At 42.6% G+C, this 13,094-nt stretch carries 20 protein-coding genes and 1 tRNA gene; 4 read left to right on the top strand and 17 right to left on the bottom strand.

Annotation, left to right across the window (positions count from 1 at the left end):
• Positions 1-2: 2 nt before the first annotated feature.
• The 5 genes from ACFQZT_RS31010 to rpsF all read right to left on the bottom strand — a co-directional run bounded on the left by ACFQZT_RS31010 (position 3) and on the right by rpsF (position 2,003).
• Positions 3-314 (bottom strand): MazG-like family protein, encoded by a 312-nt coding sequence (locus tag ACFQZT_RS31010; protein ID WP_379306593.1) that lies wholly within the window; start codon positions 312-314, stop codon positions 3-5.
• Positions 315-388: 74 nt separating this feature from the next.
• The gene (locus ACFQZT_RS31005) at positions 389-727 is read right to left on the bottom strand and encodes a cupin domain-containing protein (protein ID WP_379306591.1); all 339 of its coding nucleotides are present in this window, start codon (positions 725-727) and stop codon (positions 389-391) included.
• Positions 728-891: 164 nt separating this feature from the next.
• Positions 892-1,176, bottom strand: a complete 285-nt coding sequence (rpsR, locus tag ACFQZT_RS31000) for a 30S ribosomal protein S18 (RefSeq protein WP_188176009.1) — start codon at positions 1,174-1,176, stop codon at positions 892-894.
• A gap of 21 nt (positions 1,177-1,197) precedes the next feature.
• Positions 1,198-1,680 carry a single-stranded DNA-binding protein gene (gene ssb, locus ACFQZT_RS30995; RefSeq protein WP_379306589.1) on the bottom strand — a complete coding sequence of 161 codons (483 nt, stop codon included), beginning with the start codon at positions 1,678-1,680 and terminating at the stop codon, positions 1,198-1,200.
• A 35-nt stretch (positions 1,681-1,715) separates the two neighbouring features.
• On the bottom strand, positions 1,716-2,003 hold the full coding sequence (rpsF, locus tag ACFQZT_RS30990; RefSeq protein WP_379306587.1) for a 30S ribosomal protein S6: 288 nt from the start codon (positions 2,001-2,003) through the stop codon (positions 1,716-1,718).
• Positions 2,004-2,241: 238 nt separating this feature from the next.
• Between rpsF and ACFQZT_RS30985 the strand changes: the two genes are divergently transcribed.
• The gene (locus ACFQZT_RS30985) at positions 2,242-2,430 is read left to right on the top strand and encodes a YjzC family protein (protein WP_379306585.1); all 189 of its coding nucleotides are present in this window, start codon (positions 2,242-2,244) and stop codon (positions 2,428-2,430) included.
• Between the two features lie 25 nt (positions 2,431-2,455).
• A complete protein-coding gene (locus ACFQZT_RS30980) occupies positions 2,456-2,722 on the top strand; it encodes a hypothetical protein (RefSeq protein ID WP_379306583.1) in 267 nt (88 codons plus the stop codon).
• Between the two features lie 123 nt (positions 2,723-2,845).
• Here ACFQZT_RS30980 and ACFQZT_RS30975 read toward each other — a convergent pair whose 3' ends face one another.
• Positions 2,846-3,286 carry a hypothetical protein gene (locus tag ACFQZT_RS30975; protein ID WP_379306581.1) on the bottom strand — a complete coding sequence of 147 codons (441 nt, stop codon included), beginning with the start codon at positions 3,284-3,286 and terminating at the stop codon, positions 2,846-2,848.
• A 176-nt stretch (positions 3,287-3,462) separates the two neighbouring features.
• Entirely contained in the window at positions 3,463-4,491 is a 1,029-nt protein-coding gene (locus ACFQZT_RS30970) for a CotH kinase family protein (protein ID WP_379306580.1), read from the bottom strand.
• 274 nt (positions 4,492-4,765) lie between these two features.
• Between ACFQZT_RS30970 and ACFQZT_RS30965 the strand changes: the two genes are divergently transcribed.
• Positions 4,766-5,332 (top strand): hypothetical protein, encoded by a 567-nt coding sequence (locus tag ACFQZT_RS30965; RefSeq protein WP_379306578.1) that lies wholly within the window; start codon positions 4,766-4,768, stop codon positions 5,330-5,332.
• Positions 5,333-5,492: 160 nt separating this feature from the next.
• On the opposite strand, the gene ACFQZT_RS30960 is transcribed toward ACFQZT_RS30965, so the two are convergent.
• From ACFQZT_RS30960 to ACFQZT_RS30945, 4 genes are all read right to left on the bottom strand, one after another.
• A tRNA-Ser gene (locus ACFQZT_RS30960) sits at positions 5,493-5,580 on the bottom strand.
• Positions 5,581-5,649: 69 nt separating this feature from the next.
• Positions 5,650-5,865 (bottom strand): DUF951 domain-containing protein, encoded by a 216-nt coding sequence (locus ACFQZT_RS30955; protein WP_379306576.1) that lies wholly within the window; start codon positions 5,863-5,865, stop codon positions 5,650-5,652.
• 1 nt (position 5,866) lies between these two features.
• On the bottom strand, positions 5,867-6,742 hold the full coding sequence (locus ACFQZT_RS30950) for a mechanosensitive ion channel family protein (protein WP_379306575.1): 876 nt from the start codon (positions 6,740-6,742) through the stop codon (positions 5,867-5,869).
• Positions 6,743-6,760: 18 nt separating this feature from the next.
• Positions 6,761-7,012, bottom strand: coding sequence for a putative Se/S carrier protein (locus tag ACFQZT_RS30945; RefSeq protein ID WP_379306573.1), 252 nt, complete (start codon positions 7,010-7,012; stop codon positions 6,761-6,763).
• 198 nt (positions 7,013-7,210) lie between these two features.
• Here ACFQZT_RS30945 and yyaC point away from each other — a divergent pair, with 198 nt between their 5' ends.
• Positions 7,211-7,831 (top strand): spore protease YyaC, encoded by a 621-nt coding sequence (gene yyaC, locus ACFQZT_RS30940; RefSeq protein WP_379306695.1) that lies wholly within the window; start codon positions 7,211-7,213, stop codon positions 7,829-7,831.
• Here yyaC and ACFQZT_RS30935 read toward each other — a convergent pair.
• The 6 genes from ACFQZT_RS30935 to rsmG form a co-directional block, all read right to left on the bottom strand.
• Positions 7,806-8,297 carry a DUF4446 family protein gene (locus tag ACFQZT_RS30935; protein WP_379306571.1) on the bottom strand — a complete coding sequence of 164 codons (492 nt, stop codon included), beginning with the start codon at positions 8,295-8,297 and terminating at the stop codon, positions 7,806-7,808. The genes yyaC and ACFQZT_RS30935 overlap by 26 nt on opposite strands.
• A gap of 19 nt (positions 8,298-8,316) precedes the next feature.
• Complete coding sequence (locus ACFQZT_RS30930) at positions 8,317-9,474, bottom strand: aminotransferase class V-fold PLP-dependent enzyme (protein WP_379306569.1); 1,158 nt, start codon at positions 9,472-9,474, stop codon at positions 8,317-8,319.
• 80 nt (positions 9,475-9,554) lie between these two features.
• A complete protein-coding gene (locus ACFQZT_RS30925) occupies positions 9,555-10,415 on the bottom strand; it encodes a ParB/RepB/Spo0J family partition protein (RefSeq protein WP_379306693.1) in 861 nt (286 codons plus the stop codon).
• A gap of 8 nt (positions 10,416-10,423) precedes the next feature.
• Positions 10,424-11,182: a ParA family protein gene (locus ACFQZT_RS30920; RefSeq protein ID WP_188176021.1), complete on the bottom strand. Its 759-nt coding sequence runs from the start codon at positions 11,180-11,182 to the stop codon at positions 10,424-10,426.
• Positions 11,183-11,337: 155 nt separating this feature from the next.
• Positions 11,338-12,162, bottom strand: a complete 825-nt coding sequence (gene noc, locus ACFQZT_RS30915; RefSeq protein WP_379306566.1) for a nucleoid occlusion protein — start codon at positions 12,160-12,162, stop codon at positions 11,338-11,340.
• A 194-nt stretch (positions 12,163-12,356) separates the two neighbouring features.
• On the bottom strand, positions 12,357-13,085 hold the full coding sequence (rsmG, locus tag ACFQZT_RS30910; protein ID WP_379306564.1) for a 16S rRNA (guanine(527)-N(7))-methyltransferase RsmG: 729 nt from the start codon (positions 13,083-13,085) through the stop codon (positions 12,357-12,359).
• Positions 13,086-13,094: the final 9 nt, after the last annotated feature.

The raw sequence follows: 13,094 nt of genomic DNA, 5'->3' as shown, positions 1-13,094 counted from the left end.
GATCACCTCTTACGTAAATGTTCTTCCAAGGATGAGATGTCGCCATACCAATCTTCCAGTTGATGGCCGTCTTGGCGGTGCTTCTTCATTTTATCCACAATGGCTTCATCCAAACTGTGGTACGATATCCCCAACCTTCTGCCCAGTATATATCCACAGGAGATTAGGCTAGCTAATCCATCCACAATTTTCACTTGGCTTCCTTCCCAGATCCCTTTCAGTAAATGAGCAACGTGGTCCACGACTTCCGTCTTCAGCCATTCAATCACTTTGGCCCGCCGCGCAAGGTCAACTTCCTTTTCCCTATTTGGCAACTGTCATCTCCCCCAACCCCAAAAAAGGCTATGCATTCAATTATACCACAAAAGCGGGTAAGAAAAGAAAGCCTCTACAGCTCCGTCCGATCTCCTCTGGTTGAGGGTGTGGATATCAACAAAAACTCGTTATCCACATGTGAATCGTTTCGAATTTGATGGGGCGTGCCGGGATTTATAGTGCAACCTTCATGCTTTTGAAGTCTAATCTCCTGCCCATCGATCCACATAATCGCTTCCCCGCTGAGCATGAAAAAGAACTGCTTTGCCTTCTGATGCACATGCTTCGTCTCGCTTGTACCTGCCGGCATCCGTTCCTGGATAATCGTACGCTCTGCGTCTTGTTCGAGGAACCATCCGTCACAACCCGCTCCCCATATGTAATGATCCACATTGGCTTTCTCTACTTTCATCCTCATCGCTCCCTATGAAAAACAGCGCGGAGGAACCGCACTGTTATTTTTTCAAGCCTAGCCTGACTTCTAACTTTCAGTATAATACGTTTGTTACCGTTGCTCCAACAAAAAAAGAAGAACGCATGGATAACTATCCATACGCCCTTCTCATGATACCACTCTTATTCCGTTGTGTAAGGAAGCAAAGCGATTGTACGAGCACGTTTGATCGCGATCGTCAAAGCGCGTTGATACTTCGCGGAAGTACCAGTTACACGGCGAGGAAGAATTTTTCCACGCTCGGAGATGAACTTCTTGAGTGTCTCGATATCTTTATAATCAATGTGCTTGATTTTGTTTACAGTGAAGTAACAAACCTTCCGACGTTTGCCTTTACCGCCTTTGCCACGAGGAGCAAATTTACGGTCGCCGCGGTCTTCACCACCATCGTTTCTTTTGAAACTCATTCGTCTTCAGTCCTTTCTACTTTAGAATGGCAAGTCATCATCTGAAATGTCGATCGGTTTTCCGTCATCGACGAAAGGATCTTGCTGCTCGCGTGATCCACCGTACCGATTGCCCCCGCCTCCGCCGCCGTAGCTAGCGTTTGCGTTTGATGATCCAGCACCCTCTTCACGATTGCCGCTATTATTGGATTCAAGGAAGCGTACATTATCGGCAACGATTTCAGTAACATATACTTTCTTACCTTCATTGTTGTCGTAGTTCCGAACCTGAATGCGGCCTTCCACTGCAGTTAGACGACCTTTACGCAAATAGTTCGCACACGTCTCGGCAAGCTGCCTCCACGTCACGATATTGATAAAGTCGGCCTCACGCTCTCTCGACTGAGAGTTCGTAAACGGACGGTCTACAGCCAGTGTAAATTGGGTTACAGCTACTCCGGCTGGAGTATAGCGAAGCTCTGGATCTCTGGTCAACCTGCCGATAAGAATGACACGGTTCAACATGGTAAATCCCTCCCTGACGAAAATACTGGCATGTACTAAGCTACGTCGTTTACGATTAAGTGACGAATAACTTCGTCCGAAATCTTCATTACGCGATCAAGTTCAGTTACGACAGCTGGCTCTGCGTTAAAGTGTACCAACACATAGTGACCATCACGGAACTTATTGATCTCATACGCAAGACGGCGTTTACCCATCAGGTCATGCTTGGAGATTTCTCCCCCACCGTTCGTGATGATGCCTTGGAACTTTTCTACAGTAGATTGAACAACTTCTTGTTCAATATCCGTACGAATGATGTACATCAGTTCATATTTGCGCATGTATTTCACCTCCTTTTGGACTAAGCGGCCCCTATTCAAGCTTGTAAAAGCTGCAGGAGCAAGGAGCGAGGATTCTTATTCAAAACTCGCACCTAAATACTATAGCAAATTCGTCACCATATTACAAGCTCTGCGATAAGGATATAAAAGGATGAAGCTGGCAATATGAGAAGTACATGTGTCCCCTTCACTTGGGTACTCTAAAGACGAGCGATAATCATGAAGAGAGGTGATCACAATGGGCGAGTGGACACATTACAATCCCGGAGATCATGCACCGAACGACGGGGAGTATATTGAGATTGGCGAGAACGCCTTCCACATGGGTATCAGCAATCCCAAGAGAGTCGTTTTAAAGAAGGGTGATGCCTTCCCGGAAACCAGCAACCATAATCGCAAATGGAAGCGTAAGGATATGAAGCAGTAATCTGCGAAGCAAGGAGAATAACGCCATGAGAACGACGTTTACTTGGCTGTTTACCTTCATTGGTGCGGCATTGTGCTTGATCCATTATTTGTATCATGATCATGATGCCTTTTACATGCTCTTCTATGCATTAAGTATACCCGCATGGTTCGCATCGATCTTTACCAACATCTACGAAGTCTCGATGCTTAAAATGTTCGTCATCTACGTTCTAACCATTGCCACGTGGGCGTTAGTTGGGTATGTTATTGACCGTTTTTCCGCCGGCTATCGCAGGAAAAGCAAGTATTAATAGACGAGCCTCACTGGTGTCTAGTTAGCCCCTGAACAACTGTTCAGGGGTTATTTCTTCGTCAGCCCTCTAATGCAAAACGCCACAGCACCTGCTTATACTCGCAGATCTGCGGCGTTTTCTTTACTTCTGAAACACTCTTTTTTCTGATATCTTTCCATCGTCAAAATATACAATGTCTACGTAATATCCAGGTTGGTTGGAGATCGCAAATTCATACGTTTTCTTCCCGTTTTCTTCTTTCACTTGCTTACCCTTGGAGCCAGTCAGCTTCACCATATCTGCATAAGTGCTGGTCATGCTTATCTGCTCCACTTGCTCTTTGGTCATGCTTGGCAGCGGTTCTTCCTTAGCGGGATTGCCACCACCGCTAGGCGTGGCAGTTGCCACCCCTCCGCCACCTGTAGCGCCTCCTGTCGGCGTGCCTCCTGGCGTGGCTGCAGCTCCTGGTGAGGGCTGTACGGTCGCAGTGGCGGCAGGGCTTGTCGTACTCGTCCCACCCTTCTTGGCGCAACCAGAAGCGACCACAGCTATTATTAGTACGATCATTAGCCAGTACCTCATGTTCAATAACCTCCTCTAACGTTTTCGCAGAGCTGTGCTCCTCTAATTTCTCAAGACTTCTCAAGGTTACAGATTATTGTGCGTCCCTCCTCTGCCTTTTATTCCCTCACACCGCTCAAATGAAAAAGAGTCCCTACGCTTAACCGTAGAAAGACTCTTAATTTCACTGTATAAAATTATCCATCGAGTTCGGATAAATTTTCAAGCAAGTATCGATTGCGTTTCCGTATAAATTCAATGATATATTCCGGTTCTCGGTCAAAATCAGAAATCGCTTTTGCCTTATACGGATCCTCTATGACATGCGGTCTCAAGCTTTCATAAAGTCTATTAATAATGGGCGCCAAATAATTGACCGTAAATTCGGACTCCAAGATCTCACCAAGTTTTTGTTGATAATATTGGCGAAATTCCGCTACATCTAAAATTCTTGCGGTTAACGTATTAAAACCATGAATGGGTACGTAATTGTAATTCATTGGCTTCGCTCTATAGTCTCTTCCCCAAGTCCCGTCATAATCCCATGGGATCATCGCGAATAGTCCCGTTTCACTATTTCTGTATAATGCGTAATTGTGCGTAAAACCGTCATAATTCTGTGTACAAAGGACACCAATCAGCCAATGAATATATGTTGTGACGTCTACATACTTAACAATCTCTTCCCGGAAATTTTGGCGGGGAATGGAATTTATTTTATAGATGAGTTCCCGGAGGAAACCATCGTCTTCTTTACATCCAATTTTCTGCTGATAGCCGGTTTCCAGTGATTTTTTTATATTCTTTTCTTCTGTGAGAAGCGAAAAATTAGCGTCGTCATTGATTGCATAATAAATCGGACCGTTAGGCAGGCCTCTACTTTTCAAAAAGTATTGATCGACCGATTCTAACTGCAAGTAGACACCTTTATATTTCTTATTTATAAAAAGCCGGACATGATTGGCGTCGGGTGTAAGAACCCCCAATCTATTAAAGAAATCTAATGATAACTTATTTCGTATCATAGAAGGATCGAGATATTCCGCATTTAAATGAAGTTCTTTTGCTCCGAATTTATGGCTTGGTTTTCGGAAAAGCACTTGGTATGATTTTTTTTCGAGTTTTCGTGTGTAGTTCCCGCGGAATGAGAATTTAATCGTATGCTGTTCATCATCTATTTCGAGTTTGGCAGGCTGGGGATCGTCGACCCAAATATCTTTCTTCATTTCTTTAAGGTACCTGGGTAAAATGCTTACATGTAGTGAAGGCAGCCCGCCTTGCACCTGGGCAGTCATCATCCTCACATCCTTTTGGTTTTAATGCCTATTATCAAACTATGCTAAAGCATAATAACGCGTCACTAGGTAAATAACGGTTTTCTAGTTTGTCATTAACGTTTTATTAACTCAAGAATACATTGAGGTAGAGAGATTTTTCAGCTCTCCAAATCATTTCTACTACGATATTTCCTTAAAATCTAGAAACAGAGGAGGAGATTTAATGCCTATTGCAACAGCCGATGATATCAAGGAGTTGTTTAAACAAGCAGAAGAAGCTGGGCTCACACAATTTATGCAGCGTGACTCGAAAGAAGACCTGCTAGTAATTGCGGGAAAATCTGGCGGTAAGGGCGGTAAGTCCGGCAAGTCGAATAAATCCGGTAAGTCCGGTAAGTCCGGCAAGTCGAATAAATCCGGTAAATCCGGTAAGCCCCGCCCGCCTAAACCACCTGGACCAGGTAAATCCGGTAAATCCGGCAAATCCGGCAAATCCGGTAAGTCCGGTAAATCCGGTAAATCCGGCAAATCCGGCAAATCCAACAAATCCGGCAAATCCGGCAAATCCGGTAAGTCCGATAAATCCGGCAAATCCGGTAAATCCGGTAAATCCGGCAAATCCGGTAAATCCGGTAAATCCCGTAAATCCGGCAAATCCGGCAAATCCGGCAAATCCGGTAAATCCGGTAAATCCGGTAAATCCGGTAAATCCGGTAAATCCGGCAAATCCCGTAAATCCGGCAAATCCGGTAAATCCGGTAAATCCGGTAAATCCGGCAAAAAGAGATAAGTCATTGTTTGAGCTGACTCCTGATTTTAATGGATGTCAGCTCAATTGTTTTAGGCAAAAACAATAAAAACCTTCCCCTTTGTTGAAACAACACAGTAGGAAGGTTTTACTGAAAATAAAAAAAGTGACTCTGCCCTAGAGTCACTACTTAAAACTTATACGGAAAGAGTGGGATTCGAACCCACGCACGCCTCGCGACGCCTAGCTGATTTCGAGTCAGCCCCCTTGGGCCTCTTGGGTACCTTTCCACAAAAGTGAGAACAGGACTTATTGTATCAAAAAAGTCAGGCTCTCGCAAGTCCTATTCTCTATTAATTTTACGATGGTCCTTCTTCCTTCTCTGCGTTCGATCTTAGCACCTTTTTTAGCTTACTTTCGAATTTAGTTCGTGGAACCAAGACGCTATGTTTGCACCCTACGCATTTAATTCGAATATCCATGCCCATCCGAATGATTTCCATTTCATTGGTACCGCATGGATGGGGCTTCTTCATTTGTACAATATCGCCAAGTTGATACTGTTTCTTCTCCATCTTACTCCGCCCCCGCTTTCTCCGATTTTACGAATGTGACCACCTTCGGATATGGAATCTCGATGCCGCTGGCATCCAACTGCTTTTTAATCTCGGCGTTCATCAGCCGCGCAACTTCCCCTTGCGTATTCGGCTTGCACTCAGCGATAATCCGCATTTTCAATTCGGAATTGCCGATTAATTGCACTCCGAGCACCTCGGGTTCCTTCACAATATTGGCCGTCCGCTCATGGACACTTCTTACTGTTTCTTTTAACACCTCTGTAGCTCGATCAAGGTCTGATTCATAAGAAATTGCCACGTCTACGACGGCCAGGGAATTATAGGTCGAGAAGTTCGTGACTTGCTTAATGTTCCCGTTCGGGATGATATGAACTTCACCCGTCCAGCTTTTGATGCGTGTAACTCGGATTCCGATTTCCTCAACGGTTCCTTTGAATTGATCAATTTGAATGACATCTCCCACCCCGAACTGATCTTCAAATATAATGAAGAATCCCGTTATGACATCCTTTACCAAGCTTTGGGCCCCAAAGCCAATCGCTAACCCGAGAACCCCTGCACCCGCCAATAGCGGACCTAAATTAACCCCAACCTGTCCGAGAATTAATAAAATGCAAATCAAATTTACAGAGTATGAAATCAAATTATGTATCAGTTTACCAATAGTGTTGGTTCTTCTCACATCAAATTTCAGAGGTGACTTCTCTCTCGCACTCATCATCTGAGCAATTATTTTATCTGCAATTTTTATACACATTCTAGCTGCTACATAGATAATCAAGATTTTTACGGCGATCCAAAATATTGAAGCTAGCATTTCAGGTTTGCTAAAATGTTCTCTGATCCATTGAACGACTTCCGATGCATAGGTCATCCTTTGGCCCTCCTAATTTCATTCCATGGTAACATATTTATCGTCTGATTTAAAATAAATGCCACGTATCTCTACTTTTTCAGACTTAATGATCTCTTGAACTTGCGATAGATTCTCTCCAGGAAATTCGATAGATAACGCGCAGCCTGCCGTCACATCTTTTGGAGTTGGCCTAATATCAATTTCGATATCCGCATATTCTAGCAACATTTCTGCTCTCAATGCCTGTTGAGTAGAATCGAATGCAAGCAACATAATAGAAGAATTCATGGAAAATCCTCCTCTCACTACGTATAAATGTCCCTATCTCTCCATATACTAGTAATAAAACCTCTATCGAAGTCATTCGCTGATGAGCGACCGCGTTTATGAGGTAGGTTTTATTGCCAATTAAAAAGGTGTTTTCTGTTTCTGAACTTTAATACTTTCTAATGTGGTAAAAAAAGACGCAGCACTTGGAGGGATATGATGAAATTCCAGATTGGTTTTGATTCATCGAAAGATAAAGCGCTAGAGCCTCTAAAAATCCAGCATACCGATGCCGATACGCCTGCTCTTCTCTCTAAACATTTACACGCAATTTTTAGCAAACTACCAACCTATCAACCTATCGTGATCATCTGCGTAGGGACGGATCGTTCGACCGGAGACTCCCTTGGACCTCTCGTTGGCTCTCATTTAAATAAAGCCAGCTTGCGTAGTCTACATCTTTTTGGCACCTTAGACGATCCGGTACATGCGATGAATTTAGCCGAGACTGTGGAAAGAATCCATAAACAATTTCAAAATCCTTTTATCGTAGCAGTTGATGCTTGTTTAGGCCAAGTTTCTAGCGTAGGCTGTATCCAAGTTGCAGATGGGCCATTGAAACCTGGAGCCGGGGTGAACAAGGACCTTCCTCCAGTTGGCGACATTCATGTGACCGGTATCGTCAATGTTGGCGGATTTATGGAATATTTCGTTTTGCAAAATACACGCCTAAGCTTAGTTATGAATATGGCAGGTGTTATCGGCGATGCCATTCATACCGCATTACGACGTGTCCAACCTTATTCGCCTAATGCTACCGCTGCTTTGAAGTTTGAATAATCGTTTCTTTTTCTTCAGGACTCAATGTATAAGTGGATTGAGCTTTTTGAACCGGTTTTGCGTATAAATAAGTTTGTTCGCGGCTGTGAATGCCCGTCATAATAACACCGTCTTGCTGCTCATCCAGAATCGCAATGGTGAAACTCATATCACTTCCACCCTCTGCAAAAGCATTGTAACGGTGAATGCCGACTCTAGATTTCATCGTTTTCATCGTTTCGCGTATTTCATCAACTCTGGCTGAAGTCGCTCTGGACTCGGCCTCTTGCTGATTCATTTTTTGCTGAATATCAATAATCAATTGTTCAATATTTTCGGCTTGTGATCCATTCATCATTTGAACATACTGCTTTCGCAACTTTGATAACTTAGACCATAGAACGATCAACAGAATGAATAAAACAACTATAAGAAGCAAACAAGCCAATTCAAGAATGCCTGCATCCAATCCAACCAGTTCCCCCATGAACTATCCCTCTTTCTAATTATACATACTGTGAGCGGATCTCTTTAACAGCGTTAATAAGAGCTTCCACTTCGTCATCTTTCGTAAAATATCCTATACTTGCACGAACAGCCCCCGTTGCCAACGTTCCAGCCGTTTCATGTGCTAATGGCGTACAATGATAGCCGGCTCGCACAGCAATTTGAAACGATTGATCCAGGATAAACGCGACTTCAGAGGAATCCACATGATCAATATTAAAGGAAACGATTCCTGTTTTATTTTGCCCAAGTCCAGGCCCTAGTACTGTCACTCCTTCAATTCCCAGTAGCCCTTCCATTAATATTTGCGTTTGGCGCCACTCTTTCTCATGGATCTTTTCTACCGTTTCTGCAAGCACGTATTTAATGCCCTCATTAAGACCAGCAATGCCCACCGTGTTCTGTGTTCCGGCTTCAAATCGATCAGGCCTTACGGTAGGTTGATGAATCGCTTCTGACTGACTGCCTGTTCCACCATGAAGTAATGGTTCCAATTCGATATCCGGATTTACGTATAACCCCCCGGTTCCCTGAGGCCCCAGAAGCCCCTTATGACCCGGAAAGGCTAACATGTCAATCGACATATCACTTATATCTATCGGCAGGATTCCGGCGCTTTGAGCGGCGTCTACAAGCATCCTCACACCTCTCTTGCGACACATATCTCCTATCTCTCCGACTGGCATAATAGTTCCTAATAGATTCGAGCTATGATTAACAACAACTAACGTAGTATTGGATTGAAAAGCTCTCTCTAGCTCACTGAGGTCCATATGCCCTTCTGCATCATGACTTAAATATGTAAGTTCGACTTTGAAAGTTGTTTTTAAATATTCAAGCGGTCTGCGTACTGAATTATGCTCAATATTCGTGCAGATAACATGATCGCCTTCACGCACAAAACCTTTAATCGCTTGATTTAAAGCGTGCGTCGTATTCAAAGCAAATGAGATATCATTCGGGTTTTTGATACCAAACAACCTAGCTGCATGTTTCCGAGTATCAAATAACACTCTGCTAGCTTGTACGGCCATCTGATGACTGCCTCTTCCTGGATTTGCCGCATAGTCTTCCATACATTTCAACATCGCATCCATCACTGTCGGTGGCTTAGGCCATGATGATGCCGCTTGGTCAAAATACAAAATTCCACTCATTCGTTCTCACCTCATAAATATAGCATACCTTAGTTTGATCCTTCTCATCGAAAGAAAACCATCGGTATGCTATCTAATTATTAAGAGATTTTTCCTTGAAGAAGTTCTAACAGTCGATTTAAATCATCTTTAGAGTAGTATAAAAGTTCAATCTTCCCTTTATCCTGTTGATGCTTGATTTTCACTGTCGTTCGGTAAATATCTCTTAGTTGATCCTCAGCTTGATGAATATACGGATCCCTGTTTTTTTCTTTTTGCTTACCTTTTTCTTTTTCTTGGCCTGGTTGTTCTTCTAACCTCTTAACAGCTTCTTCAAGTTCGCGAACGCTCCACTGCTTACTTATGGTCGCCTCTGCCAACTCTTTCTTTATCTTATCGTCTTTCACACCAACAATGGCTCTTGCATGTCCCATCGATAATGTTCCACGTGAAACATATTGTTTGATCGATTCAGGCAGTTGAAGCAATCTTAAGAAGTTTGCAATGTGTGATCGACTCTTCCCAACTTTAACAGAAAGTTCTTCTTGGGTTAGCGAAAACTGATCAATAATCGCTTGATAGGCTACAGCAATCTCGAGTGCATTGAGATCCTCGCGTTGCACGTTTTCAATAAGCGCGATTTCCATGACCTGCTGATCCGAAAAGTTCCGTTCAACGGCAGGTATCGTTGGTAACCCGCACAATTGTGAAGCACGATATCGACGTTCACCTGCAATGATTTCGAAACCCTTAAGCACTTTGCGAACAATGATCGGCTGAATAACCCCATGTTCTTTGATCGAATCCGAAAGTTCTTTAATGCTGTCCTCATTAAAATTCTTCCGAGGTTGATAAGGATTCGCTCTCAGCTGAGCAAGAGGTATATGAATAACTTTATCCGATTCATCAATATGTAAGGATGTAATTAGTGCATCCAGACCTTTACCTAAACCTTTTCCCATGCCCTTTGTCATACAGAGATCACTTCCTTCGCGAGCTCCAGATATACTTCTGCTCCTTTAGATCTAGGATCATAAGTGATAATGGACTGCCCATGACTTGGTGCCTCACTTAAACGTACATTCCGCGGAATTATCGTTTGATATACCTTGGTTTGAAAATACTTTTTGACTTCTTCAATAACCTGGATGCCCAAATTCGTTCTTGCATCGAACATCGTAAGTAGAACACCTTCAATTTGAAGACCTGTATTAAGATGCTTTTGAACTAATCGAACTGTATTCAACAGTTGACTAAGTCCCTCAAGCGCATAGTATTCACACTGAATAGGAATAATGACAGAATCAGAAGCCGTTAAGGAATTAATCGTTAAAAGCCCCAATGATGGCGGGCAATCAATAAGGATATAGTCATACATATGTTTAACTAATTGAAGCGATTTTTTCAAACGTACTTCTCTGGAGATTGTAGGTACAAGCTCAATCTCAGCACCGGCAAGTTGAATGGTCGCTGGGATGATTTTGAGATTTTCTACATTTGTATCTACTGTTGCATCTTTTGGATGAACATCATTAATAAGCACATCATAAATACAATTAACCACATCCGCCTTATTAACACCAATTCCACTCGTCGTATTGCCTTGTGGATCGATGTCTACTAACAGCACTCTCTTTCCTAAAGAGGCCAGAGATGCTCCCAGGTTTACAGAAGTTGTCGTTTTACCGACGCCACCCTTCTGATTCGTTATTGCTATAATTTTAGACAAAACCTGTTCACCTCAATCACTTATGTTCCAGATGCGAAAACAAAGAATACTACTATCTTACCATATCTTCCAACTAGTTACCTTATCAATATTTACTAGACTTAAATGAAAAGAAACAAAAAAACGGCTTGCGCCGTTTAAGGTAGCAAAACTGCCTATCTTTTAGGAATTTTAATAATAATTTCGTAGTGATCTTCGTGATCCTGCTCGGATGTATTAATATTCAGCCCTGAACTCGTAACCATTTCAACCGATTGTCGAATCGTATTCAAAGCTAACCGAACGTCTTTCGTAAAAGAGACACGCTTAGATTTCTTTATCTTAGCAGCTTCTTTTAGAAAATTAATTTTAGCTTCTGTTTGTTTTACATTCAATTCTTTTGCGATGACTTCTTCAAGTACTTTTACTTGAAGTTCTTCTTGATCCAAGGAAAGCAACGCTCTTGCGTGACGCTCCGTAATCTTGCGTTCCATTAAAGCAAGCTTAACAGGTTCACTTAAATGAAGAAGACGAATCTTATTTGCTATCGTAGATTGGCTCTTACCAAGACGCTGTGCGAGACTTTCTTGAGTTAGATCATGCATCTCTATCAATTGTTGATAGGCTGCAGCCTCCTCAATCGCAGTAAGCCCTTCTCTTTGCAAATTCTCGATCAATGCGATCGAAGCTGCCTGAGAATCATTGAAGTCGCGAACAATCGCAGGGATTGTATCCAGCCCAAGCTTTTTGACAGCTCGAAGTCTACGTTCTCCGGCAATTAATTCGAATGTATTATTTTTCACTCTTACTACAACGGGTTGAATCACACCATGTGTACGAATCGTCTGACAAAGCTCTTCAATACGATCATCATCAAACAAAGTTCTTGGTTGATAAGGACTAGGTAGAATACTATCAACTGGTATATTCTTTACCTCGTCAGTCGTTGTAGTTGCTGTGCGATCTGATAGACCGAATAATTTAGAGATTTGTTCTTTCATAGGAAAACTTACCACCAACTCTTCCCGTAGTTTAACTACCAATATGAACACAAAAAGCCACACTGGCAAAGGATGACGAGAAAACTCATACTATAAATAATTCTCCATAAAAGAAGAAGTTCCTGCTGTGTAAATATGAACGTTTTAATAATAGATATCGTTCGGGCTTAATTAATGTTCCACGTGGAACATCTTTACAGCTTCACCAACGGACTTTTCAATGGTATACCGGCTTTGCGCGGGTACTTGCCAGGGGTTGTAGCCGTCTTCTCGATTCGCACAAAATGACGAACAGATTCTTCAACAGGAAGCTGCATACGATCTACCTTAACGATCTTCCCTTTTAATTCAGACAAGCTATAGGAAGCTTCCGTCATTTCCTCTTCGATTTCAGAGCCCTTCATCGCCATAAAAGTACCACCCTTTTTAACAAAAGGAAGGCAAAACTCATTAAGCACACTAAGTCGTGCAACGGCACGTGCGGTCACTAAATCAAATTGGTCCCGATAAGCTGGCATTCGGGAAATATCCTCAGCCCTTCCATGCACACACTCCGTATCCTTCAAACCTAAGAGAGAAACCAATTCACGTAGGAATAAGATCCGTTTATTCAATGAATCAACAATTGTCACCTGAATGTTCGGGAATGCTATTTTTAGTGGAATGCTCGGGAATCCCGCGCCTGAACCTATATCAGCAATTGAAGATACTTGTCCCATCGGATAATAAAATGAAAGAGAGAGAGAATCATAGAAGTGCTTCATATATACTTGCTCTCTCTCTGTAATTGCGGTAAGATTCATTTTCTCGTTCCACTCTACAAGCGTCTTGTAATATTGCTCGAATTGATCGAGCTGTTGTGGAGTTAGAGTAAGATCATGTTCCTGCAAAAGTTGAACAAATTGTTGTTGAATAGCATCCATAGTTTTAGT

Source organism: Paenibacillus sp. GCM10027628 (assembly GCF_042676385.1).
GTDB lineage: Bacteria > Bacillota > Bacilli > Paenibacillales > NBRC-103111 > Paenibacillus_E.
The sequence above is the reverse complement of the archived record's forward strand: the minus strand, read 5'-3'. Positions and strand labels throughout refer to the sequence as shown.

Excerpts from the sequence above, each read along its gene's own strand:
- ACFQZT_RS31005 (WP_379306591.1), bottom strand. The coding sequence starts at position 727 with ATGAAAGTAGAGAAAGCCAATGTGGATCATTACATATGGGGAGCGGGT.
- rpsR (WP_188176009.1), bottom strand. The coding sequence starts at position 1,176 with ATGAGTTTCAAAAGAAACGATGGTGGTGAAGACCGCGGCGACCGTAAA.
- ssb (WP_379306589.1), bottom strand. The coding sequence starts at position 1,680 with ATGTTGAACCGTGTCATTCTTATCGGCAGGTTGACCAGAGATCCAGAG.
- rpsF (WP_379306587.1), bottom strand. The coding sequence starts at position 2,003 with ATGCGCAAATATGAACTGATGTACATCATTCGTACGGATATTGAACAA.
- ACFQZT_RS30985 (WP_379306585.1), top strand. The coding sequence starts at position 2,242 with ATGGGCGAGTGGACACATTACAATCCCGGAGATCATGCACCGAACGAC.
- ACFQZT_RS30980 (WP_379306583.1), top strand. The coding sequence starts at position 2,456 with ATGAGAACGACGTTTACTTGGCTGTTTACCTTCATTGGTGCGGCATTG.
- ACFQZT_RS30975 (WP_379306581.1), bottom strand. The coding sequence starts at position 3,286 with ATGAGGTACTGGCTAATGATCGTACTAATAATAGCTGTGGTCGCTTCT.
- ACFQZT_RS30970 (WP_379306580.1), bottom strand. The coding sequence starts at position 4,491 with ATGAAGAAAGATATTTGGGTCGACGATCCCCAGCCTGCCAAACTCGAA.
- ACFQZT_RS30965 (WP_379306578.1), top strand. The coding sequence starts at position 4,766 with ATGCCTATTGCAACAGCCGATGATATCAAGGAGTTGTTTAAACAAGCA.
- ACFQZT_RS30955 (WP_379306576.1), bottom strand. The coding sequence starts at position 5,865 with ATGGAGAAGAAACAGTATCAACTTGGCGATATTGTACAAATGAAGAAG.
- ACFQZT_RS30950 (WP_379306575.1), bottom strand. The coding sequence starts at position 6,742 with ATGACCTATGCATCGGAAGTCGTTCAATGGATCAGAGAACATTTTAGC.
- ACFQZT_RS30945 (WP_379306573.1), bottom strand. The coding sequence starts at position 7,012 with ATGAATTCTTCTATTATGTTGCTTGCATTCGATTCTACTCAACAGGCA.
- yyaC (WP_379306695.1), top strand. The coding sequence starts at position 7,211 with ATGAAATTCCAGATTGGTTTTGATTCATCGAAAGATAAAGCGCTAGAG.
- ACFQZT_RS30935 (WP_379306571.1), bottom strand. The coding sequence starts at position 8,297 with ATGGGGGAACTGGTTGGATTGGATGCAGGCATTCTTGAATTGGCTTGT.
- ACFQZT_RS30930 (WP_379306569.1), bottom strand. The coding sequence starts at position 9,474 with ATGAGTGGAATTTTGTATTTTGACCAAGCGGCATCATCATGGCCTAAG.
- ACFQZT_RS30925 (WP_379306693.1), bottom strand. The coding sequence starts at position 10,415 with ATGGGAAAAGGTTTAGGTAAAGGTCTGGATGCACTAATTACATCCTTA.
- noc (WP_379306566.1), bottom strand. The coding sequence starts at position 12,162 with ATGAAAGAACAAATCTCTAAATTATTCGGTCTATCAGATCGCACAGCA.
- rsmG (WP_379306564.1), bottom strand. The coding sequence starts at position 13,085 with ATGGATGCTATTCAACAACAATTTGTTCAACTTTTGCAGGAACATGAT.